The following is a 20970-nucleotide window of genomic DNA, read 5'->3' as shown; positions in this document are numbered from 1 at the left end:
TCCTGGTTTTTTCTATACTCTTCCATTGCCTTTTGATTTCACTTATCAGGTGAATTCTTTCATTGCCTTCTCGATACTCATACCTTCTGCAATGGCTTTTTTTCGCTTCTGGTTGACATCCTGGATCTTCTTCATCTCATCCCCTGTGAGAATGTAGCCCTTCATGGCTATGATCGTGATAACCCATGCAATCATTGGTACTATGCAAAAAAGTATGATAACAACTGCATTCATCCCCGGTGCAAAGGGCGTCTCTGCAGTTGGAAGAGACTTGATTCCGATAAGACTTACAGCTATTCCTACAACTGTGGCAGATAAAGAAGAAACAAGCTTATCTACCAGTGAGAACAAAGTTCCCATTATTCCCGGAATATATTTTCCGGATCTGTAGGTCTCATAGTCTGAACAGTCAGCTACCATTGGAATTGGCATATCTGCTGTGGAGTAATAAGCTCCATAGCCAACTCCAAAGAATAATATGAATAAAACCGTATAAAGGTTTATACTGAATTTTCCGTTTGATATAAGCACAAGGTTAAGTGCCGGTACATCCAGCTTCCATGCAAGGAGAAGAACAAGTACTCCCACATAGCAGATAAGTGCCAGAGATACATATCGAAGGAGTGATGCTCTCTGTCCCTTCTTCTGGCTGGTCCTTACTGTAAGGACAAAGAAAGGAACCGAGAAAATATAACCAACTATCATCATCGGAAGGTAAAGACCATCATAGTTGCCCATCATTGATCCGTAGAGCATGCACAAAACCGTAGTGTTTGTTGCGATCGAAAGGGCCAGCTTGCAGCCTGCTCCTGCGATCATCAGCCTCTTCATAGGGCTGTTGTTTTTGATGATCTCGATGTATTCGGAGATCTTTACTTTTTCCTGCTTGCTGCCTCCGATTCCAAAGTACTTCGGCTGGTCTTTTTCCCAGATACCGATAATTGCAAGGATAGTCAAAAGAATTGATACCGTAATTCCAATTGGTGTAAGAACTTTGTAAAACTCTGCCTTAGAGTAATCTGCAACATTTGCCCTGATGATCGGTGCAAGGAACTGCATGACACCCATTCCGGCGAGAGATCCGACTGTATTGAAAATGGTGAACAGTGGTCTCTGATTAGGATCTGAAGTAAGAACTGTCTGCCCGGCTCTTGTGCAGGATGTCTGGAAAGTGTATCCGATAACCCAGATCGCATATAGTCCTACAAATGCTGCATACCTAAGTCCCATCATGGATTCCGGGATTCCCGGTGTTATCACATACATGGTGATAATGCTGAGTGCCATTATCAGATTTCCTATAACCATAAAGGGTCTGAACTTACCAAACTTACCGTTGGTCCTGTCCATAAGTGCTCCGATTATCGGGTCTGTAAAAGCATCAAACACCCTCATTCCCGTAACCATCACTGAAGCAAACAAAACTCCAAGCCCAAGCACGTTTGAACCAAATGTTGCTATGTAGGCAAGTACCAGAACATAGTAGACATTTGTCGCCCCATTGTTCAGTGGGAAAAGAACCAGCTGATAAAGCTTTGCTCTGTTGATCCCGTCGTTTTTCGTAACTGTTTCTCCCATTTTTTATCTCCGAATCTTTTTGATATTTCTGATTTATTTTGTCCAGTTTGCGCCATTGTCTCCGGATTCCTTAAGCTTATAGTCAGGATTTGGTCTGCTCACCTTCCTGAAAACTGCTTCATCGCTAAAAGAGCCGCTGACAGCCTTAAAGGTGCATTCGTTTTCCAGCGTCGTTGTGAATTCAAAAACATGCTGTCCATGTTTTGTTGCGATCTTATTTCCGTTCTTGAAAAGAGTTACTTCATTCTGATTGGAATAGACTTTAATCTTTATCTTTCCTGACGTTCTGTCTTTAAATCTCTTTGAAGTTATATGGACGAACGGATCATTGCTCCACCATGCTTTGTACAGATAGAAGCTGTCTTTTTTAACCTTTCTGTCAAAGGTAACAAGGCCCTTGTGGTTCATTCCCGGCTCGCCACCCTGGTTTCTTGCATCAGCTGCAAAATCAAACATGTTCCAAACGTGAGTCGCCCACATGAAAGGATTTCTTTCAAAGCATCTGAGCATGTACTCGTGATAGATTGCCTGATACTCCTCTGTGTGATCTCCTCTTCTTGGGTGCTCACTGTGAAGGTTCGGCATTCCCTCGCATCCGTACTCTGAATAACCAAGGCTTCTGTCCGGATAAACCATGTGGAAAAATCTCATCCAGATATCATTGAGGAAAAGCCCCGGAACATACCAGCCCAGATAAAGGTTCCAGCTGACTGTATCTGTAATGTGTGCCACCTTATTGAACGGTCCGCACATTGCATAACATGCCAGTGTTGTAAATCTTGTATTATCCATCTCATGACAAAGGTCATTGAGCTGTCTGTGATTGTCCAGCATATCTGCCTTGTCCTTGGTGGATATTGTTATCTCATTGGATATACCCCAGCAGACAATTGAAGGATGATTGTAGTTCTGAACTATAAGCTCCTTCATCTGGCTGATGGTATTGGCCCTTCCTTCAGGCATATGCTCTGAAATATATGGAATCTCGGCCCAGACTATCATTCCTCTCTCATCGCAGAGATCGTAGAAAGTCTGACTGTGCTGATAATGTGCAAGTCTTATGGTATTTGCACCCATTTCGCAGATAAGGTCCATATCCTCTTTGTGCATCTCATCTGTGATGGCATTTCCAAGGCCTTTTCTGTCCTGATGTCTTGAGACACCGTGAAGTGCATAGCTCCTGCCGTTCAAATAAAAACCGGTCTTTGGATGATAGTGGAAATCCCTGACACCAAAGCGTGTTTCAACTTCATCTGCGACTTCTCCGTCTATAACAAGCTGAGCCTTGGCGTTATAAAGATATGGTCTCTCAATTCCGTCCCACAGCTCCACTTCATGGATGCAGCATTCAAGATGTGCTTCGTTCAAAGATCTGCCTGCATTTTGGCAAAAAAACTCTTTTCCCTCCATATCAGAGACAATAATCCTTACATTGCCTCTGTTTGTATTAAGATAGCAGCTCACTCTGACGTCTGCCTTCTTGTAGCCTTCGATCGGACGGGCACTCACCTTTAGTCCGCGTCCTCCGAAGTGATCAAGATCAAATCTTTCTTTATTTACAACAATGAGTCTTACGTCCCTGTAGATTCCGCCGTAGAATGTAAAATCGGCTTTCTGAGGATATACTCTTTGATTTGGTCTGTTGTCCACGTTGACCTTGAGGAAATTTTTTCCCTCAACAAGGTGATCTGTAATATTTGCTCTGAAGGTTGAATATCCGCCTTCATGTCTTATAACTTTCTGCGAATTCAGGTATACATCGCACTCCGAGTTAACACCATCAAATTCGATGTACACGTCCTCTTTTTCCCTGTCAAAAGAAGGACAATCTATCTCTTTCTCATATCTGGCCAGGGTCCTTAAATAATCATTTCCCCCATCCTGTCCGTCAATGTTATTCCAGGTATGGGGAATATTGACCATAACCGGATCATTTTTTTCCAAATAAAACTTCCAACCGTTGTTGATGTTGTAGAACTTTTTCATTTCACGACTCCTTTAATCTGTCAAAATTTTACAAAATTCCGGAATGTAACTTCAATCAAGATGGAATAATCTGCACCTTTTACAGCGTAATTTACAATCATCTATAAAATGCTGTACAATAAGCCTATGAAACAATTACTTGTAGCCATTGTGGAAGATGATAATGAGTACTCCTCTTTCCTTGAAAAATGCCTTTCAAGATACGGATCTGAGAAGGGTTTTATTTTTAATACCCAAATTTTCAATAAGGCCGAAACATTTTTGGATAACTACAAAAAAGCTTTTGACATCGTATTTATGGATGTTGACCTGGGAAAAGGATTTTTGAACGGTATGGACGCCGCCAGGAAACTGAGAAATATCGACGATACAGTCATCTTGTTCTTTGTGACCAACATGCCTCAGTTCGCCCCTGAGGGATACAGTGTGAATGCTCTTGATTACTGTTTAAAACCCATCAGCTACAGCAATCTTTCTGTCAAAATTGACAAAGCGATCAAGCTCCTTTCAAGTAGAAGCGGTCAGCCTGTTAAGATAAAAGAAAAAGAGGGAACAAGAATAGTTTCTTCCAATGATATAATGTACATCGATGTAATGGGCCATGATCTTATGTTCCACACTGTTGACGGCGTCATAGACTCCTATGGTGGCTTAAGTGAAAGAGAAAATGAGCTGTCCGGATGCAATTTTGCAAGATGCAGTGCCTCCGCCCTGGTTAACCTTTCCTATGTTACAGGGCTGTACGGAGATGAGATCGCTGTTGGCGGTGACAGGATAAAAATAGGCCGTTCTAAGAAGAAGGCCTTTATGGAGCAGCTTAACATGTATCTTGGAGGGGGATATAAATGATCTTTGATTGGTTAAACAGCTATAGAGCAGTTGGTTACTTTCTTGAAATTTTTATCGCAGAATTCTTATTCGTATATTCTTTAAAAAAACGAGCTTTGTTTTATCCAAAGCTCATTTCTTTTCTCATCATCTCTGTTTTTCTGATGTCCTTTGTGGACCTTTATCAGACCGCATCCACTTTCATCAGACTTATGTATCTTCTTATTGTGATCGCAGTAAGTATAATAGGGATCTGTATTCTTTTTGACGCTCCGTTTCTGATTCTTTTCCCAGCCTGTATAGCCGGAGTTGCTACGCAGCACATTGCAAATAAGGTGCTTACACTTTTCATGCTCATACCTGCGTTTAGTAAGCTTTCATGGATCTCGTCATTCTATATTCTGTCAGATCTGTGCGTGTTTTTTGTAGTTTATCTTCTTACCTATCTTCTTCTTGCAAGGCATTACAAACCTCAGAATAGCTCCATGCGCTTAAATGCCGTTTCCGTTCTTATCATCATAACCTGCATCGGAGTTAACAGACTGATTGCCGATCATCCGGGAGGAAACATATTTTATGAGGCTGCATCCTGTATCTATGCGATCATATGCTGTATCCTTGCCCTTGTCATCCAGCTCTATCTCTACAGATGGCAACAGCAGAAGGCCGAGGCTCTAGTTGTAAAAGAGCTTCTTACTGCCTCGGAAAAGCAGTACGAACAGTGGAAAACAATGGTAGAATTCATCGGTGTGCAGACCCACGACCTCAAGCATATGCTTGACCGTATTGAGAGACTCGCCGACAAGGAAAATCTAGATCTTCCTGATCTTGGTCCCATAAGAGAATCCGTTTCCAACTTCTCTCCTCTTGTTAAAACAGGTAATGACGTTCTGGATGTACTTCTTCGCAACATGAGCACTCTCTGCACCCGTCAGCACATCCGCTTTAACTGCGTCAGCTACACTGATTGCCTTGGAAAATATGACAGTATGTCTCTGTATTTTTTGTTTGCCAATGCCATCGACAATGCAAGAGCTGCTGCGGATCTGGTCACCGATTCCGACAAACGCCTCATAGATGTGAGCCTCAAGCAATTTGGTGATTCTGTTGTGATACATATCTGGAATTATTATGAAGGAAATATAGTCTTTGAAGATGAATTGCCGGTCAGAGACGTCAGCAGTGCCGGAACCGGCTATGGAATCAAGAGCATCAAGCTGCTTGTAGACAAGTTCGAAGGAGCCCTCAACACAAATACGGAGAACGATATCTTCCACTTAAATATCATTCTTCCGTTAAAAAGCTGAAACCATGTCCAAAGATAGCTATCTGCAGAAAGTCGTTCTAATGGAATCTGTTGAAACAGATTCTGGTGATATAGGATCTGCTGAAACAGATATTCTGAAAAATGATGTTTTATATATTGGGCAGTGGTTTTTTAGGCAGAACAAATATAAGAATATCACTCATGATCTTCTTCCTCTCCATCTTCATTTTCTATACTTTCGTTTGTCTCATCTTTGGATTCAGGTTTGAATTCATTTATTACCGCCCAAGCTACTGCTCCAAAGGCCAACACACAACAAATACCAACAATAATATTTGAAACTAACATTTTCTCTCCATTTCCTGCGTATGACACGCAAATGAGGACAGACCTTGCCTGTCCATTTTTTTAACTATTCTTCACTGTTTGGAAAAAAAAGAGATTATTTTGCCCCATCCTGATTATGGATGTAGCACATTATGCTATGCCTTGACGATATAAAGCTCGTCCAAGGATAGATTGAGGGTAAAACAGAAGTGTAGAAAGCCCCCTCAGAAATCAATATACAGATTATTAAAGACAAGATGACAATTCTTTTACTGGAAGAATTATTCTCTATTCTTTTTAATACTTCACTTACAACTCTTACATCCCTTACCTCAGAAGCTGAGATAATACAAGAGTCACTCGCCTTGATCATCAGATGAGACCTTAGTGGCAAACATGTAGCCTCTGATGATGACTGTAATATATAATCATAGTCTTCTGTTAATTCGAGAGTTTCATGCGCACCAAAGAACAGACCACCGATAATGATGGCCATTGATAAAAGAGCCAGTATGAAGTTCCTAATCGTACAAATACTTTTCAATATAATTATCCTCTTATCAATCTGTGTCCTTGTAATATAATGTATCCCGATTATCTTAATATCTCATCTATAGTAGAAACCGTACTAAAACTTCCGGAATGTACAGAAATTATCTCTTTCATGAGCGGTAGTTCAAAATAACTGATATAGCAGATCAACGTGTTATTCTCTCCGGCAATTGCTCCCCGCGAATCCATGATGGTGCATGTCTTGTTCAACTTTTCCTCAAATCCATATTCAAGTACTTCCTGCATACTCTTAAGCATATGCACGTCCAAATCAGTTCTTAATTTCATATCATTTTTATATCCTAATCTGGATTTATTAAAACGCTGATATATTTCATTGTCAGTGGTGATATTGCAATAAGATTATCCTGATTTATAAGGGATTGTGCCTTAATTTAAATTCTTGAAGTTCTATTATTAATTTCAAATCTGATATTCCTACAACAAAAAACTGCCCTACCTATTCATAGTAGAGCATGTATTTTTACATTATTTTGTTTTCAATAGCTGTTTATCATATTCCTCAATCTGCCTTATAAGCTCCTCAGGTACATCCTTGTCCTGATTTATCAAAATCATCGCCTTTATCCTATAGGGGTTCTCTGTTTCCCCTTCTGCATCATACCCTGTTATAATGGTATGCTTTTCGCCAATCTTTTCTAACCGTTCAAACTTTATTTTTCTTTTATTTATCTCCTCAGGAGTCAGCTTTTTTTCCGAACCAGGTGCAATAAAAGGTTGAGGTTTTGATACGGTATTATTCTGTTTTCTCATATCTTTTTCCTACCTTTCTTGTATGACATATTATACTTCTCGGCATTCTTTAGCATATACTTTATAGCTTCTGTAGCATTATATTTACAACCCTGCTTTTCAAACTGTTCTGCAAGACGTCCGTACTCTTCCAGAACTGCACTTGGATCAAATCCAACATTTTTCATCAGCACATATACTGAACCATCATTCCCAACTACTGTCATTATATACAAGGAATCATTGTTGCAAAACGTCCTCAAATCCCTTGCTGAGAAAGTTCCTGTACTTGGGTGATTATGCAATAAAAGTAACGAATTTTTAGTACTTGTGTCAAGTACTTCCTTAGCCTTAGGATTATTCTTTATATCTACAATTCTATCCTTTTTACCCTTAATAATCCAACTGTCCCATGTATGAGAATCGAGAAGTATGACTGCCTCCATGCTATTACTTTTATATTTCTCACAAAGCTCTTTAGCAACTCTCAAAACTTCTCTGTGCATTTCCTGTATAAACTGATTCTGCTCATTTGTAAAACCAAATATATGTGTTCTTGGAACCTTTTCTATAGCAACATCCGTTATTGCTATTGGCCTGTTTCTTTTTTTCTGTGCAACTATGCTTTCCTGCATTTATTTTCATATCCTTATATCTATTTCTATCCCAATTATATCACATCATAAAATCATACTCTCCACTTCTTTTTCCGATAATATCACAACGTTTTAATGATCCCACGACACTATATTGTGGCTTTTTAGGGCATGCTTATATCAATAATATGTCTATCTTTTGGCAGTGCACTTACAATAACAAAGACTAAAATAAGCCAACCTTGTTTTGTCATTAAACTGTCAACCTTATAAAAAAAGAGCTTCCAGCCAAAAAAGCTGAAAGCCTCTATTTTACTAATCGGAGTGACGTGATTCGAATAATCACCCATCTCTGAAACATGCATGGAAAGGAGGTTTGCGGCATCCTTTTTTCTTAAGAACCACTTTAGGAACCACTATCAATTCATATTCATTGTTCAGAAAATTATTGTATTTCTTTACCGCTGTAACTACTTCCATACCATTACTTTATATAAAACAAAGTGGCTTTCGCTCTAGAGTGCTACGGCCACTTTTCCTATATCTATACTAATTGATTATTGAATTAATAAGTTTGGATTTTGTTCGATACAATAATAATAAAGAGCAATTGGGTCAGGGCCATATTTTTCCTGCAATTCAGGGTTTGCCATATAGTAATCATAAGCATTAAATTTTGCACTATTACCTATCCAATTTTTTAAAAGTTCAATATATGGCAATGGCTGTCCAAGTAAACCGTTGTCCTCTAAATAGGACTTTGGAATATATTCACCTAATCCATTTCTATGATCAGTAATCTCGTAATTATGCACTGGTGTGGAATCTAATCTTCTCTGTCTATTATTATACTCCGCAAGATATTTACAATCTGTTGCATGTGTATAGCTATATGATGTGAGTTTTGTGTATGTGCCACAATAATAGAACACATACGGTTTAGAATAATCTTTCTTTGTTTCCATTGTATAGAATGTATCTGGCAACTGGTAAGATGGACTAATCCATCCCTTTGTTTTGAAATAGTCAACATACTCAGTATAGTAACCAAAATCAAACATCATGTAATAACAGTCCGCTGGCAACCAACCATCCATCATCATTTGAAATGCTGTCTTCATTGAACCTTCTGGGTATCCCTGATGATACTTATCTTCACTTTCATCACCATGAGCCTCATTTATCGCAGTAATAACTACCGACAAATCTGCAGAACCACATGAATAATATCCATCCCCAATGTATGCATCAACAGGAAGATTAGTTTCGTTTCTCTGAAATCCACTCCAACTATCTACATAAAATATATCGTCAGACTGATTTTGAACTCTAGCATCTGCTTCAATAGAGCTAAAAATACCAAGCAAAGCTACCGTACACAATCCTAATGATATTTTATTTATTATTTTGTTTATTATTTTATTCATCTTCTAAAAGACACCTTTAACTCTTATTTTTTTACATTTATTACTCGTATCTGTCAATCAAATTACCTTCTGAATCAAATATATAGATTTCATATATTTCTTCGCTATTATCCTCTAAACCATTTACCAGCATCGTATAATTATCAAGAGAAATTGTATCATGCAGATAGTAAACATTTTGGTCGCCAGAAGTGTTAGCAATCATAAAATGACATAATTCACCTCGCAATGTGCCAAACAATTCTCCAAAATACATATTGTCAATAGGTGCTTCAAATTCCAGATAATAGACTACATCATTACCACACCATGCCATATAATGGCCATCAGCAAACACTAGCTTTTTGTCCTTATGGAGTAATTCATTCCAAATTCGTCCGCCATCCTTCACTCCATCTCGGCCAAACTCAACACCATTTCCAGTTTGCGTTATACTTATTCCCTGACCATAATCAATAGGAGCATATCCGTCATAGCCAGTATTCACAAGTGCTTCAAAATCTTCAACTGGTAATTCCTTAACTTTTATATCTGCTGTTTCAGCGCTCATTTCTATATCTTTTTCAATCTGATTTGTTTCAATCTGTACAGTATCATCTTTAACAGATACAGTCGCTGAGTCATTTGCCTTGCCACAGGCAGTTACATTCATCAGCAAAGCGCTAACAAGCGCTGTTATAAGTATTATTTTTTTATTAGTCATTTATTTTTCTCCTAGACAACATTAAACATTGTCATTAATAACATCTATTTTCTTATTACTTCTAACTAAGCGCCAACCTGCAGTCAAGCAGCAAAGAGAAGCAATCGCAGCAACACCGATAATAATCGTAGTTTTTAACGAGATTGGAAACGTCTGTGGAAGAATAATGCTTTCCAGTATTTCTCCGCAAGTAATGCAGCTAATAGTCTGCTCACCTTCAGAAAAAGCTCTAGGCTTCTTTGAAATCACAGCTTCTCCTTCAGAATGGCCAAGTGCCGGAATACTTTCCTTATATGAATCTCCACATGTAGTACATGTGTAAGTATCAGTTCCGTCAGCAGTACAGGTTGGATCCACAGTTACTTTTTCGTAACTGTGTCCTACTGCAGGAAGCACCTCTTCATAAGAATCTCCACATCCTGAACATGTGAATGTATCAAGCCCTTCTAATGTGCATGTTGGCTCAGTTGTAATCTTTTCATAAGAATGAGCAATAGGTTCTGATATTTCCTCAGATTTGGTCTTGCCTGTAAGTGAATTCTTGTACTCTACAGTAGTTCCTTTAGTACAAGTAGCATCTGTTCTTGAAACTTCCTCCCATGCTGCATCTATCTGCTCTTGAGTGTACTTAGGAGTTTTCTTATATGGATTTGCTTCAGGTGGTAAGCCAAGGCTTTCTAATACCTGAGGTATTCCATCTGCAATATTCTCTTCACTCCATCCCTGTTTTCTTAAAAAATTTATACAATTATTCAAACGTTCGTATGGATCATCTGGAATTTCATATTCACTATAAATAACAGGTGCTCCAGGACTACATTCCTGAACTTTAACCCACCCTTTTTTTGCTTGCACATTTAGTGCAGGACAGATAATCAATACACAACACATGCATGCTAAACACGATAATACTTTTAATAAATTCTTTTTCACTTTTAACTCTCCATTTTTAAAAAATTCCAGCAGCTCTTTCTTGTTCAAAAAGATTTAAAGCTTCTTTTAGATTGTCCGCACGCATGTTGGTGACATAGTATAATAGTATTGCAATAACGTTACTATCAACATATATATCCGGTATAAATCCAAATATTTCAGGATGTTGGTGCAGATAAGCTTTTCTCTTCTCTTCCAATTCATCCATTTTCTTACCTTTTTCATCAGACATTTTTTCTTGTTTATTCATTGCTCTTTTTTTCCTGATATTCGTGAAAACAATTGCTATAACTAATCCCCAAAAGGTACCATAAGCACTTGAACCTGAATCTGCATTCATGAACACATAAGTAAAAAAATCAACAAAAATTCCAAAAATAAACCAGCTAGCAAAAAAACACGTTATTGTTGATTTGGTTTCAGTTTTCCTTTCTAATCTATCCGTTTCTAATTCGTATTCACTCAAAACCAGCTGTTCCTGTCCTTCAATGTCTTTAAATGCTATTGAAGAACATTCATTTAAAGCATTTTTTAACGCACTTATTAGTTCTTCTCTACTCATTTCATTACCATTTTTCATTTCTGCATCTCCTTAATCATAATCATAACAATTTGTCTTCTTGCTTAAAAAAGAGCAAAAAAAATAGCGATACATACGCATCGCTACCAATCACTTGCAACTGGCTATCCCGTAGGACCCTTTAGCTTTGCGTCATTAGATTACTCTAATTTTGCCCTTTATCATATAAATCAATTAACCACTCATTGATTAATGATTTATCGAAAGCGAAAGTGATTATATCACATGGTCTTTATAAAGTCCACAAAAATTTATTCCCTTTAGTAGTCTTTAATTAAGGGAGAACAAAATGGACATAGAAGAAGCAGTAAAACAACGCATTTTAGACTTATGTAAGGAATACGGTTTAACAGTAAACGCATTATCAGTAAAGGCAGGAATGCCTCGTTCGACATTAAAAAACATTATATATGGCACTAGCAAGAATACTGGTATCATAACTATTCAATTAGTATGCGATGCTTTGGGAATAAGTATTTATGATTTTTTCTCTGATGATTTGTTTAAGAATATAGACCCTGTAAAAGATTAAGAGGCTGCATGTGATTATGTAGCCTCTTTTTTCATGTTTTTCTTCTTTCTATCAGCCTCTTTTAGCACCCAAATATTCGTCAACAGCCCTTAAACGAGCATTCACATTCATAGTACCTTTAAAAAGAATGTTGGGATTAACCATGTAGCACTTACCTACTTTTCTCATAAAATCCTTCTTGAGCAACTCTTTAATTGTTGAGTTTACAGTTTCAAGACTCGAGTTGGTCTTAGAAGCGATTACTCTCTGAGTATAAATAAGCTGGTTCTCTTTGTTGATGTTATCAATAATCCAGCACATCACTTTAGCCTTCTGGTTGCTGACAGCACAGAGGGAGGTGATAAACGCCGGCATCCATACCTTATAAAAGTTAAAATCTCTCTCCTCAACGGACTCAACCTTAAACTGCTTCAGTTCTCCAGTATCAGCGTTAACATATTCCTGCATACCTACAGTTTTCATCTTCTTTCTTGTCTTACTATTTTCTCTAATCATGTTTCTTTTTCCTTTCTGAAAATTTTTTTGTTTCTAGCGCGCTACAGATAATATGGAAGTTTTTTTTTAAAGAAGAAAAAGAACATGCTATGCAAACGTCTTTGGGATAATATAAAAAAATAGAACATCTTATTAAGATAATCCGAACAAATCCATCCGCTTCAATCCCGCTTATTCACTAGGTTTATATGCTTTTTGTTTCAGATTTTATTCTTATCTTTAGGTACTAACCTCCGTAGTAACCTTTCCGATTCCTTCCTATTTATATATTTCATACCAAATCATCCTTTATTAGCCTGTGTTTTCATCAGAAGACAATACACACCTTATTATCAGAAGAAAAAGTATCTACTGTTTATTACGGTTAAATATTTCAACTGAATACATATCCGATAATCTTTTTTAAGATATTTTTTGAAAAATGCTATTTCTTTTTAGACATTCCACACAAAAAACCAAATTAAATGCAGGAAAGCAAGAGGGCAGTTGCTTTTCTACCTATAATACTGACGCTGCCCGTTTTCCAGAAAGGAGAAGATATTATGGAAAACACTATTTTTAAAACAAAACACTTTTTTAAAACCGAGCTTGAGAAAAAAGACGAAGAGTTACGTTCTATCAAAGAGGAACTCGAGAAGTTACGTAGAGAGAACAGGCATCTGAGTTCAAAAAACAGTAGCCTCAAGACGGAAAACGAAGCCCTCGAAGAAACAGTCAAAGAGTTGACACCGCTTTCTGAGGCAGATGTCGAAGGAATCAACAACGAGTTACAGATGTACTACGAAAAATATGAAAGTACTTACTGTGATCTTGGACTCCCAAATGCTACGTTCGATTATGCAAGACTCTGTTTTTCTAGTCCGCTTGGTTTGGGCTATTTTGATCCAATCAAGTATCAGAAAAACTCTGTGTATAGAAAGCTGATTGATTTGAACGCAGAAAGGCTCATACACACATATAAAGAATATACCAATCTTTTAAATGTGGCTGGACTGCAGTCAGCAAGATTTTTAAACATGGGAAGAGCTTACAACGAACTTATGCAGAATCTTGACTCAGACTTTTCTGATTCTAACGTCTCTTTAACAGATGAAAGAAGAGAGCTTGAAAAACTTGATTTGAATTATTAATCTTAGTTTTTCTAAAAGGAGGTGCAGGAGGATATTCCTCCTGCCCTAATCACTTGAGGGGAGGCCCACAAGTAGTATTAGGTTACTATGAGTGGGTCTTTTCGTTTCTCAGAGGTGCTAATAATAATCTCTCAACATATCAGAGATTATTACTAGAACATTCTGAGGAAAAGAAAGGACACACGAATGAAATACACGATATCAACCCATAACGGAACTAACATCGCTAGGCAACACAACCTACGTAACTCAAAAGTTGTATCCAAAGAAAAACATGTTGACTTAAATGGAAGGCATGAAACTTGGCTGGATATAAAACCAGAAGAAGCCTATAAAACCATCTTTAATGAAGCAGTCAAAGAATACAATGAAAACCAGAAGCAAAAGGGACACTCTGAACGACAGATAAAAAACTACTATAAGAAAATACAAGAGGACAAGAAGAAACACTCTGTGTATGAAATGATTATTGCAGTAGGATCTTATGAAAATCATCCTGACTCAACTACATCTGAACAGATTTTAAAAGAATTCTGTGCTAGTTGGAGCGAGAGGAATCCTAATCTTGTAATGATAGGTTGCTACTATCATGCCGATGAAGCTGGCGCTAATCATGTGCATATAGATTATATTCCAGTCGCAGATAACCTCAGCAGAGGTATGAAACGTCAAAATGCCCTTGTAAAATCCTTGAATCAGATGGGATATGGACTGGATTCTAAGAACATTCACGATACAGCTCAAATTCAATGGGAAAAGGCTCAAAATCAAGAGTTAGAACGAATATGCAACTTACATGGACTAGAGATTGACCATCCAAAGAGAGAGAAGCAGGCGCACATGAACATAAATGAATATCGTCAGCAAAAGATGATTGAAGAGCTTGAGCGTAAAAACAAACAGCTTGAAGAACAGAAAAGTCTTCTCATAAATCGAATAAACGGACTGATTGATTACCATAATGATCTGAATAAGACCATCAATAGCTTGGAGCATGGTGCAACAAAGCTGGCACATCAAATTGTCAGCAAGGAACATATCGTTAACAGAGACTGTTTAACAAGATAATAGAATACTTACATTGCCACATATCAGAAGGAAGGAGGTGTTGGCATTGGAACAACTGAATAGCAAAAATGTCATCACCTCTTTTCATCAGAAAGACAAGCCTTTAATCGATACTTTCTATATTTCTTTGTCGGAAGATGAAAAATTGCAATTGTTAGATGCCATTTTAACTGATAAAATCGTCTCAAAGGATGTCGCAATATATCAAATGACATTAGATAAATTAAAGAAAGATGTGGTAGAGAAGTTTGCTCCCTATGTCAGGGATACTTCGAAGATAGTATATTACTGTCCATCCAAAAATCAATACAAGGCTCGTGTTCCCAAAGCACTCATTGTAGAGGATAATCCTGCGCCACAATGCGCAGTTTCAGAACTACAGATGTGGGATAAGCTTCACAAGTATCTTTTTGGAGATATCGAGAACACAACCTTAGAAGCACTATATGTTAAATGGTTGGCTGAAAGAAAAGCAGATGCTGATATATCCTCTAAGACCTATGACAGAAATGTTAATACGTGGGACAAGTATTATAAGGGAAATCCGATAACAACTATTCCACTATCTAAGCTCACAGCCAAGAAGATATTTGATTTCTATAAGAGCTTTACCTCTGGAAGATCAATCTCAAGAGCTGAGCTAGGTAATATCAAGGGTATCATCAATATGATATATGACTACGCTGTAGTTAATGATATCGTAAGCTCCAATATTGCCAAAACAGTATCAACAAAGAGCCTTAAATGTAAGATTGTGAACAATAAGGATAAGGTGTATACACCTGAAGAGAGAGAAAAGCTATTCACTTATCTTCAATCTCTTCCTCAGAATGTTTACACTCTGGGAATTATGTTGATGTTCTGCTTGGATGTAAGGATTGGAGAACTGAAAGCTCTTCGCTGGACTGATTATAACGAAAACAAAGGACAGATATACATTCACAATCAGATTGTTGACCGTAAGGACGAAAATGGCAAATGGTGTCAGTTGGAGCTTGATTACACAAAGTCTGGTGAAGATGGTGACAGATGGCTACCGGTTTCGAAGACTGCAAGAAACATATTATCACAGCTCAAGCTTCTAAGTGGTAATAGCGAGTTTATTCTTACAAATCAAGCAGGAACAACTGTTAAGACTAACAAATTCAACGAATATCTGAAGAAATATTGCGAAGCGTGTGGTGTAAGATATCTTAGTAGTCACAAAATCAGATTCTACGCTGTAACAGAACAAGCAAAAGCAGGAATGGATTTATTAACAATCCAGCATAATAGTGGTCACAGATGCAAGTCTACTACTCTTCATTATATGCGAAATGCCAGTAATGAAGCAGTTGCAGACGAGAGGTGGGAAAAGGTATTCGGCTAACCAGCATGGTTAAGCCTTTCGTAGGAACCACTTAGGAACCACTTGTTTCAAACAAGCAAAAAGGCTACAAGCCAGTTAAATACTGAACTCGTAGCCTCTCAATTCAATCGGAGTGACGTGATTCGAACACGCGGCCCCTACCTCCCTAAGATAGTGCTCTACCAACTGAGCCACACCCCGACGACGTTCTCTATTATATAACGGTGTAATTAGAAAATCAACACTTATTTTTTATTTTTTGAAATTTTTCTCATTTAACCTTTTCTCATCAGGTCGTCAAACAGAAGTAACATTTAACTTTTTACTTCTGTTTCTTATTATCAATCTCATTCAAAATGGCATCAGCATTGTCTTTGGTAACTTTAACATAGTTACAGGCAACATAATGCTCATTGTCTTTTCCCTGAAGATAATTGATCATTACGTCTGCTGCCTCATGGGACTGTCGAATATAATCATTAAAGACTGTACCCACCAGAGTTCCTTCTTTAATCTTGTCGAGTGCCTCTGGAAGGGCATCAACGCCGACTACAAACACATCCTTACCGGGTACAAGATTGTTATCCTGCAAAGCTTTAATTGCGCCAAGCGCCATTGCATCATTGTTGCATATGATAACCTCCGGAATTAGCCCTTGCTCTAACCCCTTATCTGTTATGAGTTTTGCCTTTTTTTCCTCCCAGTTTCCAACTTCATCCAAAAGACATTCCATCTCTATTCCGGCATTTTTAATAGTTGAAACAGAGTATACCGTTCTGAATCCGGCATCGATATTTTCCGGCGCGCCCTCTATCATATAATACTGCAAGATTCCGTCCCGATTGCGGTCAAGCTTGTCCATTCCGATTCCAAGAACAAGTTCACCCTGGTAAATCCCTGACTGTCTCGCATCACAGCCAACATAGGTAGCTTTCAGGTTATACTCTTCCCATTTATCTTCCTCATCTCCTGTAGGCTCTCTGTTTATATAAACAACAGGAATCGAATTGCCTGTAGCAAGCTCAGTAATAGTATGCGCCACCGATGCATTTACCGGGTTAATAACAAGTGCATCCACTCTCTCGTCAACCAGCGCCTTAACCTGAGAAAGCTGAACCGCTTCGTTATTGGAGCCACCGTATACTTTAATATTTTCCTTAGAAAAACCCTCAGAAACAAGGTATCTGATAAGTTCGTTGGTAAAAAGAGACATAAAGCTGTCATTTAGCTCATAAATACAGACACCAACGTGCTTGTCCCGAAATGAGCTCTGAGTAGCAGCCACATCACCAGTCACAAGATTACCAGTCCCATTACAACCAACTAACAAAGAAAAAGCCACACATAATGTAACCAAACAGTGGGCTATATGAATTCTATTTCCTTTAATTCCCACAACTTCACGCTCCCCATGCCATGCGCTATTTTTTAGCTAAAAAAGCTAAATTTAGCCCAAGGAATATATTAGCACAAATCCCAAAAATATAGAAGATTATAGTTTACTGTTTCTTATGCAAATGGTCAAACATAAACCATAGCATAACAAGAATAATAGTAGCCAAAACAAAGACATACTGTCCCTTTATATGGAAGCCGCCACCGGAATTATCAGTAATCTTTTCTTCTCTATCCTGAAAAACAAGAAATCCATCACTGATGACATTTGTTTTTACTGTAAGCACATCGGCATCAGGTGATGAATCCTCTACTAACACATACTCTCCCATATAATTTGATAAAAAGAAATATTCTCTGTCTTCTTTAACAAGGTAAAGGGGAATATCCATCTGGATATCAACTTCTTCCCTGGTATTTGAAAATTCTACATCATAGCCATCGGTAAAATTTTTGGACGCAGTTACATCTATGTATATTCCCTCATTTAAAGTGCCATACTCATCCTCATACTCTTTTAAAGCAGCATCAAATCCGCTCTGTATGCTCTCATCTTCCGCTTTGTCAGAAACCACAAACGAAAAGACGAGATCCGCATTTTCACCTTCGCTTATCCTATCAAGTTCTTTTTGCGTAAAACAACTGGTCACAACATCGGAATAGTCAGCAAATCTGAATTCCGGAGACGCGACCTCATTCAGGCTTGTAGAATCAAGCAAGATATTAACTTTTCCCTCACCATAAGTAATATGAGTAGCCTGATGCATTTTGCTCCTGTATTATTCATTATATCGACATCTACAATCTATCATCTCCATCGTAGTAAAAAACTGCCACAATTTAAGTATACACCCTTTATAATCATGGCAGTGATACATTCTCTATCTCTGTGGTGCCATCGGAATAGCGGATTACCCAATAAACCCTTCCTGTCCCACAATCCTCATAATAGTCCTTATCAACTATCTGCGGTTTCTCATCAAAAGATTCTTCTTCGCCATCTTCAATAACAGAATCTTCCGTCCCAATATAGGTTGCCGCCAAAGGAACAGGTATTTCCGATATATTATCTTCCTCTTGCGAAAGAGCCTCTGTTTCAGAGGCATTCTGTGTTTTCTCAATGACAATTACCGGAATATCATCATCTTTTCCTATCCTTCTTTCGAGAGCATTCCTGTATGAAGGCACAAAGCAATATAGCAATAGATTCGCTAAAAACACCGAAAAAATAACTCCTGAAAAGATCAATGAAAACCCAACAAATTTTCTCATATTCTTCCCTGCCTTTTTCAAAACTCAATCGTGTATATTGCCTGTCGTTCAATCGGTCCTGCCGGGTAAGTGGCATCAGTCTGTTTATAATAGCCGCTTCCCTTGGCATTTTGCATCTCAGTGTCAAAGATATACCACTTATTATTCATCTTGATCTCAGTCCATGCATGTGCTGCCCGTCCGCCAAGTGCAGATTCCACCGTGCCCGTGCAAACTCTTGCCTCATATCCAAGTCCTCTTGCAACATATCCAAATGCAGCTGCATAGCCGTAGCAATTACCTTTCTTCTCACTAAGAGTTTTAGATGCATATTCTTTTATCCAGTCGCCTGAGGGCACATCCATACTTCTTTCATACGTAATAGCATCGGAAAAGAAATTGAATGCTTCCTCTAACTGTTTTGGCTGCGTCATATCGCCTGTTGAACTCGCGTCAACAATTGTGCCTGCAAGTGACATTATATTTGAGTATGGCAAAACAATGTTTCCATCATTCTGGCGCCATCTGACTCCATAAATGGTATGAACAAAATGCTCGCCGGGAACTTCCGCCTCAGGAAGATTCCAATTTGCCTGTTCCTCCACCACACTTCTTACCTGCTCCTTTAAATCCTCAGAAAGACCATGAAGCGCATTTTCCCTGATACTTATTACCGTATCCGGAATTATCGCACCTTTAAGGGCAGGAGGAAAGCAGACCAGCTCTGTCATTCCTTTATCATACAGGCATCCACTGTACGAAGCAAAAAATGGGTTTTTCTCACTTACTGTTATCTCACGAAGATTCACAAGATTTCTAAATGCAGTTGATGTTATTTCACTAACGCTGCTCCCAATATGAACCTCTGAGATGCTATAGTCACTTTTAAATGTAGATGAATCAATTGTATCTATTCCACTGGCATTTACTCTGACTGTGTTAAAAAAAAACAAGAAAAATACCAGTAAACATGCATATAGATTTCTTTTTGCAATAATTTTCATAATATATATCCGCATAGATATGACGTATAAGCACTTATTTGATCAGTATTTCTTAGTATTCCGGTTTCTGACCGCTCATCGGATTCTGATTCTTTTGCTGGTTCTCCGTAATCTTATAATCACCATCGACATAAGGAGGCCTTGTGTTGATGATATCGTTCTCTGTTGCATACTGATAATAGCTTTGAACATCCTGCTTACTTCCGCCCTGATTTGGATGCTTTCCGTATCCGGCCTGAGAAACAATAGCATCGGCATAAGCTTCATGGTTGTCGCATACAATCTGACACCACTGGTCATCCCAGGTATTCGCATTTACATGAACCCACTGAAGAGGTGGATACTCTTTATCCTTGTCTGCCTGACATAACTGATTAAGATAATCCAAAATCAGTCCCAATGCTCTTGTTGCGCCTGCGCTCGAATACTCATGAGCTATAAATACTCCGTAGGCCGTTCTGTACAGTTTTCCCTCTGTTGTAAATGTTCCAATATCAAGATATGCTTTTACGATTCCTGTCGCATAGCATACCATTTCAATCTGCGTACCACCGCCATTTGTAGTTACCTGATTGTATATGTTCTGAGCAAGCTGAAGCGCAACACTTCTAGCTTCCGTTTCCTGCCTTCTGTTCATTCCACCGTTACTGTGAATTTCCTGCGGAATAACCACCATACCATCCTTTTTGGTTTTCGTCTTCTGATTGGAGGGCACAACATATTCTTTCTTACTGCTATTTGCCTGCGGAGCAAGCGCCAGCTGCGTATTTGACGTACGCTTTTCATTTCGTCCAAATATTGCCCAGTGCTCTACAAGTTTAGCCGGATCTGCGCCATATGCAGCTCTTAGATCCGCATAGTTAAGGAAATAATAAAGCGGGTTATATCCGTCTTTTTTGGCATAATCAACACCATTATAGACCGTTGTGCCTTTTATAAGGGTATTATAGGTATCCTCAGATATTCCAACTGCATCCGAATATGTTGATGCATAGACTCTGCTTGTATAAGTAGAAAAAAGAACACTCATTCCCATGATCAGACATGCGCTGATCCTAATTACTTTTCTCAAACACCTTTTACATGTCATCGTTATTTCCTCCACTGTAAAGCGTTATTATTCCGACTCAGCATTTTTAACAAACTCAGTAAATATGCGCCTTAATGTTTCACGACAAAAAAGATGTCGATAAGGCTCCACACATTAATCTTATCGA

The 20970-nt window shown here is 38.3% G+C and carries 24 protein-coding genes, 1 tRNA gene and 1 riboswitch; of the genes, 6 read left to right on the top strand and 19 right to left on the bottom strand.

What is annotated here, in order from left to right; translation table 11 throughout:
• Positions 1 to 45: 45 nt before the first annotated feature.
• Positions 46 to 1578: an MFS transporter gene (locus tag BM086_RS11025; protein ID WP_092326356.1), complete on the bottom strand. Its 1533-nt coding sequence runs from the start codon at positions 1576 to 1578 to the stop codon at positions 46 to 48.
• 33 nt (positions 1579 to 1611) lie between these two features.
• A complete protein-coding gene (locus BM086_RS11020; RefSeq protein WP_092326353.1) occupies positions 1612 to 3564 on the bottom strand; it encodes a glycoside hydrolase family 2 protein in 1953 nt (650 codons plus the stop codon).
• A gap of 126 nt (positions 3565 to 3690) precedes the next feature.
• Between BM086_RS11020 and BM086_RS11015 the strand changes: the two genes are divergently transcribed.
• Entirely contained in the window at positions 3691 to 4413 is a 723-nt protein-coding gene (locus BM086_RS11015) for a LytR/AlgR family response regulator transcription factor (RefSeq protein ID WP_175560224.1), read from the top strand.
• Positions 4410 to 5699 carry a GHKL domain-containing protein gene (locus BM086_RS11010; RefSeq protein WP_092326348.1) on the top strand — a complete coding sequence of 430 codons (1290 nt, stop codon included), beginning with the start codon at positions 4410 to 4412 and terminating at the stop codon, positions 5697 to 5699. The genes BM086_RS11015 and BM086_RS11010 overlap by 4 nt, the downstream gene beginning before the upstream one ends.
• 155 nt (positions 5700 to 5854) lie before the next feature.
• Here the strand turns inward: BM086_RS11010 and BM086_RS20935 are convergent, their stop codons facing one another.
• The 10 genes from BM086_RS20935 to BM086_RS10970 form a co-directional block, all read right to left on the bottom strand.
• Positions 5855 to 6007: a hypothetical protein gene (locus BM086_RS20935; protein WP_175560223.1), complete on the bottom strand. Its 153-nt coding sequence runs from the start codon at positions 6005 to 6007 to the stop codon at positions 5855 to 5857.
• Between the two features lie 94 nt (positions 6008 to 6101).
• Positions 6102 to 6530: a hypothetical protein gene (locus BM086_RS20520; protein WP_141107735.1), complete on the bottom strand. Its 429-nt coding sequence runs from the start codon at positions 6528 to 6530 to the stop codon at positions 6102 to 6104.
• A 50-nt stretch (positions 6531 to 6580) separates the two neighbouring features.
• Positions 6581 to 6826 carry a hypothetical protein gene (locus BM086_RS11005; protein WP_175560222.1) on the bottom strand — a complete coding sequence of 82 codons (246 nt, stop codon included), beginning with the start codon at positions 6824 to 6826 and terminating at the stop codon, positions 6581 to 6583.
• A gap of 201 nt (positions 6827 to 7027) precedes the next feature.
• A complete protein-coding gene (locus BM086_RS11000) occupies positions 7028 to 7312 on the bottom strand; it encodes a hypothetical protein (protein WP_092326345.1) in 285 nt (94 codons plus the stop codon).
• Entirely contained in the window at positions 7309 to 7926 is a 618-nt protein-coding gene (locus tag BM086_RS10995; protein WP_092326343.1) for a hypothetical protein, read from the bottom strand. The genes BM086_RS11000 and BM086_RS10995 overlap by 4 nt, the downstream gene beginning before the upstream one ends.
• 303 nt (positions 7927 to 8229) lie before the next feature.
• Positions 8230 to 8367, bottom strand: a complete 138-nt coding sequence (locus BM086_RS20930; RefSeq protein WP_175560221.1) for a hypothetical protein — start codon at positions 8365 to 8367, stop codon at positions 8230 to 8232.
• A gap of 77 nt (positions 8368 to 8444) precedes the next feature.
• Positions 8445 to 9314 (bottom strand): hypothetical protein, encoded by an 870-nt coding sequence (locus BM086_RS10985; RefSeq protein WP_092326337.1) that lies wholly within the window; start codon positions 9312 to 9314, stop codon positions 8445 to 8447.
• 40 nt (positions 9315 to 9354) lie between these two features.
• Positions 9355 to 10017: a hypothetical protein gene (locus BM086_RS10980; RefSeq protein WP_092326334.1), complete on the bottom strand. Its 663-nt coding sequence runs from the start codon at positions 10015 to 10017 to the stop codon at positions 9355 to 9357.
• A 21-nt stretch (positions 10018 to 10038) separates the two neighbouring features.
• Positions 10039 to 10950 carry a hypothetical protein gene (locus BM086_RS10975; RefSeq protein WP_141107734.1) on the bottom strand — a complete coding sequence of 304 codons (912 nt, stop codon included), beginning with the start codon at positions 10948 to 10950 and terminating at the stop codon, positions 10039 to 10041.
• Positions 10951 to 10966: 16 nt separating this feature from the next.
• Positions 10967 to 11530: a hypothetical protein gene (locus BM086_RS10970; protein WP_092326329.1), complete on the bottom strand. Its 564-nt coding sequence runs from the start codon at positions 11528 to 11530 to the stop codon at positions 10967 to 10969.
• Positions 11531 to 11622: 92 nt separating this feature from the next.
• Positions 11623 to 11696, bottom strand: a riboswitch (cyclic di-GMP riboswitch).
• 123 nt (positions 11697 to 11819) lie between these two features.
• On the opposite strand from BM086_RS10970, the gene BM086_RS10965 reads away from it, so the two are divergent.
• The gene (locus tag BM086_RS10965; RefSeq protein ID WP_092326326.1) at positions 11820 to 12062 is read left to right on the top strand and encodes a helix-turn-helix domain-containing protein; all 243 of its coding nucleotides are present in this window, start codon (positions 11820 to 11822) and stop codon (positions 12060 to 12062) included.
• A 51-nt stretch (positions 12063 to 12113) separates the two neighbouring features.
• Here BM086_RS10965 and BM086_RS10960 read toward each other — a convergent pair whose 3' ends face one another.
• Positions 12114 to 12557 (bottom strand): replication/maintenance protein RepL, encoded by a 444-nt coding sequence (locus tag BM086_RS10960; RefSeq protein ID WP_092326323.1) that lies wholly within the window; start codon positions 12555 to 12557, stop codon positions 12114 to 12116.
• Positions 12558 to 13099: 542 nt separating this feature from the next.
• Between BM086_RS10960 and BM086_RS10955 the strand changes: the two genes are divergently transcribed.
• The 3 genes from BM086_RS10955 to BM086_RS10945 all read left to right on the top strand — a co-directional run bounded on the left by BM086_RS10955 (position 13100) and on the right by BM086_RS10945 (position 16124).
• Positions 13100 to 13687: a hypothetical protein gene (locus BM086_RS10955; protein ID WP_092326321.1), complete on the top strand. Its 588-nt coding sequence runs from the start codon at positions 13100 to 13102 to the stop codon at positions 13685 to 13687.
• 186 nt (positions 13688 to 13873) lie between these two features.
• Complete coding sequence (locus tag BM086_RS10950) at positions 13874 to 14755, top strand: plasmid recombination protein (RefSeq protein WP_092326319.1); 882 nt, start codon at positions 13874 to 13876, stop codon at positions 14753 to 14755.
• Between the two features lie 46 nt (positions 14756 to 14801).
• Positions 14802 to 16124, top strand: a complete 1323-nt coding sequence (locus tag BM086_RS10945; RefSeq protein WP_092326316.1) for a tyrosine-type recombinase/integrase — start codon at positions 14802 to 14804, stop codon at positions 16122 to 16124.
• A 107-nt stretch (positions 16125 to 16231) separates the two neighbouring features.
• Here the strand turns inward: BM086_RS10945 and BM086_RS10940 are convergent.
• The 6 genes from BM086_RS10940 to BM086_RS10915 all read right to left on the bottom strand — a co-directional run bounded on the left by BM086_RS10940 (position 16232) and on the right by BM086_RS10915 (position 20843).
• Positions 16232 to 16304, bottom strand: a tRNA-Pro gene (locus BM086_RS10940).
• Positions 16305 to 16425: 121 nt separating this feature from the next.
• Positions 16426 to 17499, bottom strand: a complete 1074-nt coding sequence (locus tag BM086_RS10935; protein ID WP_242952175.1) for a substrate-binding domain-containing protein — start codon at positions 17497 to 17499, stop codon at positions 16426 to 16428.
• A gap of 103 nt (positions 17500 to 17602) precedes the next feature.
• Positions 17603 to 18265, bottom strand: a complete 663-nt coding sequence (locus tag BM086_RS10930) for a hypothetical protein (RefSeq protein WP_092326313.1) — start codon at positions 18263 to 18265, stop codon at positions 17603 to 17605.
• 94 nt (positions 18266 to 18359) lie between these two features.
• Positions 18360 to 18770 (bottom strand): hypothetical protein, encoded by a 411-nt coding sequence (locus tag BM086_RS10925; RefSeq protein WP_092326310.1) that lies wholly within the window; start codon positions 18768 to 18770, stop codon positions 18360 to 18362.
• Between the two features lie 17 nt (positions 18771 to 18787).
• The gene (locus tag BM086_RS10920) at positions 18788 to 19753 is read right to left on the bottom strand and encodes a transglutaminase domain-containing protein (protein ID WP_175560220.1); all 966 of its coding nucleotides are present in this window, start codon (positions 19751 to 19753) and stop codon (positions 18788 to 18790) included.
• A gap of 52 nt (positions 19754 to 19805) precedes the next feature.
• On the bottom strand, positions 19806 to 20843 hold the full coding sequence (locus tag BM086_RS10915; RefSeq protein WP_092326304.1) for a hypothetical protein: 1038 nt from the start codon (positions 20841 to 20843) through the stop codon (positions 19806 to 19808).
• Positions 20844 to 20970 lie beyond the last annotated feature (127 nt).

The sequence above is a fragment of the Butyrivibrio sp. YAB3001 genome (genome assembly GCF_900112195.1).
Classification (GTDB): domain Bacteria; phylum Bacillota; class Clostridia; order Lachnospirales; family Lachnospiraceae; genus Butyrivibrio.
This window is presented reverse-complemented; position numbering and strand designations above follow the sequence as displayed.

What these genes read in the sequence shown, in the direction of transcription:
- BM086_RS11025 (WP_092326356.1), bottom strand. Translation starts at nt 1,578, where the DNA reads ATGGGAGAAACAGTTACGAAAAACGACGGGATCAACAGAGCAAAGCTT.
- BM086_RS11020 (WP_092326353.1), bottom strand. Translation starts at nt 3,564, where the DNA reads ATGAAAAAGTTCTACAACATCAACAACGGTTGGAAGTTTTATTTGGAA.
- BM086_RS11015 (WP_175560224.1), top strand. Translation starts at nt 3,691, where the DNA reads ATGAAACAATTACTTGTAGCCATTGTGGAAGATGATAATGAGTACTCC.
- BM086_RS11010 (WP_092326348.1), top strand. Translation starts at nt 4,410, where the DNA reads ATGATCTTTGATTGGTTAAACAGCTATAGAGCAGTTGGTTACTTTCTT.
- BM086_RS20935 (WP_175560223.1), bottom strand. Translation starts at nt 6,007, where the DNA reads ATGTTAGTTTCAAATATTATTGTTGGTATTTGTTGTGTGTTGGCCTTT.
- BM086_RS11005 (WP_175560222.1), bottom strand. Translation starts at nt 6,826, where the DNA reads ATGAAATTAAGAACTGATTTGGACGTGCATATGCTTAAGAGTATGCAG.
- BM086_RS11000 (WP_092326345.1), bottom strand. Translation starts at nt 7,312, where the DNA reads ATGAGAAAACAGAATAATACCGTATCAAAACCTCAACCTTTTATTGCA.
- BM086_RS10995 (WP_092326343.1), bottom strand. Translation starts at nt 7,926, where the DNA reads ATGCAGGAAAGCATAGTTGCACAGAAAAAAAGAAACAGGCCAATAGCA.
- BM086_RS20930 (WP_175560221.1), bottom strand. Translation starts at nt 8,367, where the DNA reads ATGGAAGTAGTTACAGCGGTAAAGAAATACAATAATTTTCTGAACAAT.
- BM086_RS10985 (WP_092326337.1), bottom strand. Translation starts at nt 9,314, where the DNA reads ATGAATAAAATAATAAACAAAATAATAAATAAAATATCATTAGGATTG.
- BM086_RS10980 (WP_092326334.1), bottom strand. Translation starts at nt 10,017, where the DNA reads ATGACTAATAAAAAAATAATACTTATAACAGCGCTTGTTAGCGCTTTG.
- BM086_RS10970 (WP_092326329.1), bottom strand. Translation starts at nt 11,530, where the DNA reads ATGAAAAATGGTAATGAAATGAGTAGAGAAGAACTAATAAGTGCGTTA.
- BM086_RS10965 (WP_092326326.1), top strand. Translation starts at nt 11,820, where the DNA reads ATGGACATAGAAGAAGCAGTAAAACAACGCATTTTAGACTTATGTAAG.
- BM086_RS10960 (WP_092326323.1), bottom strand. Translation starts at nt 12,557, where the DNA reads ATGATTAGAGAAAATAGTAAGACAAGAAAGAAGATGAAAACTGTAGGT.
- BM086_RS10955 (WP_092326321.1), top strand. Translation starts at nt 13,100, where the DNA reads ATGGAAAACACTATTTTTAAAACAAAACACTTTTTTAAAACCGAGCTT.
- BM086_RS10950 (WP_092326319.1), top strand. Translation starts at nt 13,874, where the DNA reads ATGAAATACACGATATCAACCCATAACGGAACTAACATCGCTAGGCAA.
- BM086_RS10930 (WP_092326313.1), bottom strand. Translation starts at nt 18,265, where the DNA reads ATGCATCAGGCTACTCATATTACTTATGGTGAGGGAAAAGTTAATATC.
- BM086_RS10925 (WP_092326310.1), bottom strand. Translation starts at nt 18,770, where the DNA reads ATGAGAAAATTTGTTGGGTTTTCATTGATCTTTTCAGGAGTTATTTTT.
- BM086_RS10920 (WP_175560220.1), bottom strand. Translation starts at nt 19,753, where the DNA reads ATGAAAATTATTGCAAAAAGAAATCTATATGCATGTTTACTGGTATTT.
- BM086_RS10915 (WP_092326304.1), bottom strand. Translation starts at nt 20,843, where the DNA reads ATGACATGTAAAAGGTGTTTGAGAAAAGTAATTAGGATCAGCGCATGT.